1 protein-coding gene is annotated in these 932 nt (G+C 43.1%); it reads left to right on the forward strand.

The features are described 5' to 3' along the window. The coding region (locus IT781_RS21940; RefSeq protein ID WP_228779358.1) for a hypothetical protein at positions 1-752 on the forward strand (752 nt) is incomplete at its 5' end. Between the last annotated feature and the right edge of the window lie 180 nt (positions 753-932).

The raw sequence follows: 932 nt of genomic DNA on the forward strand, positions 1-932 counted from the left end.
ACTGGGATTATGGGAGTAAAAGGACTATGAAAATAAAAAAACTAGGGGTGTTTTTAACGACTCTGTTTGTAACAACCCTTGGCCACTCGGCAGACACCACTTATGACCCTGCTACCGGCACGGTAACTATTCCGGAGGTGGAGATTGACGGCAAGGTTGCGTTTGTTAATGTCAAATTGGAACGAAATTCAAATGGAACATTTAGCGTTATTTCCACTGAAGAGCCTCCCGTTTCCAGGACTGACGCTACTTATGATCCCGCTAGCGGCACAGTAACTATTCCAACGTTGGCGCCTAGCCGCGATGTGAGTGTGATTAACTATGCAAATTTCAAATTGCAGGCAAATTCAAATGGAACATTTAGTCTTCTTTCTTTTGAAAAACCCCAGGTTTCCGATATTTTATACTGCTCCACTTACGCGGCCGGAACCGATTACTGCATTGATGGAAGCTTTCCCACCTGTCCCCCTGTCCAGTCTCAAGTAGATAAGATCAAAGCAGGGATGAGCTATGATGAAGTAGTTGAAATTTTGGGCTGTCATGGGGTTCTTGTGGTGCGAACTGATCAATACGGAACTGAAGTCGCATTTTACGCATGGTCTGCTAGTTCTGACACTTTTCCTGAGTGGAATGTGAATCCGCGTACATTCGCTACTGTGGGTTTTTACAAGGGTTCGGTTAAATTTATCAATCAGCTACTGGCCATTCACCGTAAACCGTCTGATCTAGTCAATGATTCTGACCAGAACTGAATAATAGAAAGCCGTTGTTTAAGCGGCTCTTTAATTGGCGGCACTTAGCAATGATTAAACTATCAATTTACCCTGCATACCAAGCTTTAGCTTACAGGCTTCTTCATTCGCAATTGCGCGCAAATTTTTTAAGAACTACATAACTGATCTACTGGGATTATGGGAGTAAAAGGACTATGA

The sequence above is a fragment of the Methylobacter sp. BlB1 genome (assembly GCF_015476545.1).
Lineage (GTDB): Bacteria > Pseudomonadota > Gammaproteobacteria > Methylococcales > Methylomonadaceae > Methylobacter.